Source organism: Hyphomonas sp. UBA3601 (assembly GCF_002375605.1).
Classification (GTDB): Bacteria; Pseudomonadota; Alphaproteobacteria; order Caulobacterales; family Hyphomonadaceae; genus Hyphomonas.
This window is the reverse complement of record NZ_DFME01000038.1, coordinates 8,693-9,043: the sequence shown is the minus strand read 5'-3', so window position 1 is coordinate 9,043 and position 351 is coordinate 8,693. Positions and strand designations below refer to the sequence as shown.

At 54.7% G+C, this 351-nt stretch carries 1 protein-coding gene; it reads left to right on the top strand.

Features of this window, described 5'->3' with window-relative positions; translation table 11 throughout:
• Positions 1 to 206: hypothetical protein (locus tag B4F73_RS04615; protein ID WP_290482604.1), on the top strand; the 206-nt coding region annotated here is incomplete at its 5' end.
• Positions 207 to 351 lie beyond the last annotated feature (145 nt).

Here is a 351-nt window from a genome sequence, read left to right as displayed (position 1 = left end):
GAAATCCCATGGCTGAATTCCTGGTCCTGCATCAGAAAAACAATAACAAGGTGCGCGTCGTGAATATCGAGCATGTACGCATGCTGCGGCCCCATGACGAAGCCGGCACGTGGCTGGAGTTTGGTGGCGACAGCGAAATATCCAGCCTCCTGGTTCGGGAAGATCTGGATGACCTGATCACTTTTCTGGAAGCTGAACACGTTTAGCCAGAGACGCTCTGCAGCGCCTAAGCCCCCAGCGCTCGCGCATGATGGGCAATATGCTCGTCCATATAGGTCGCGATGAAATAGTAATCGTGGCCGTAGCCATCGCGCATATTGTAATCCAGCCGCTGGCCATGCTTTGCGCAGG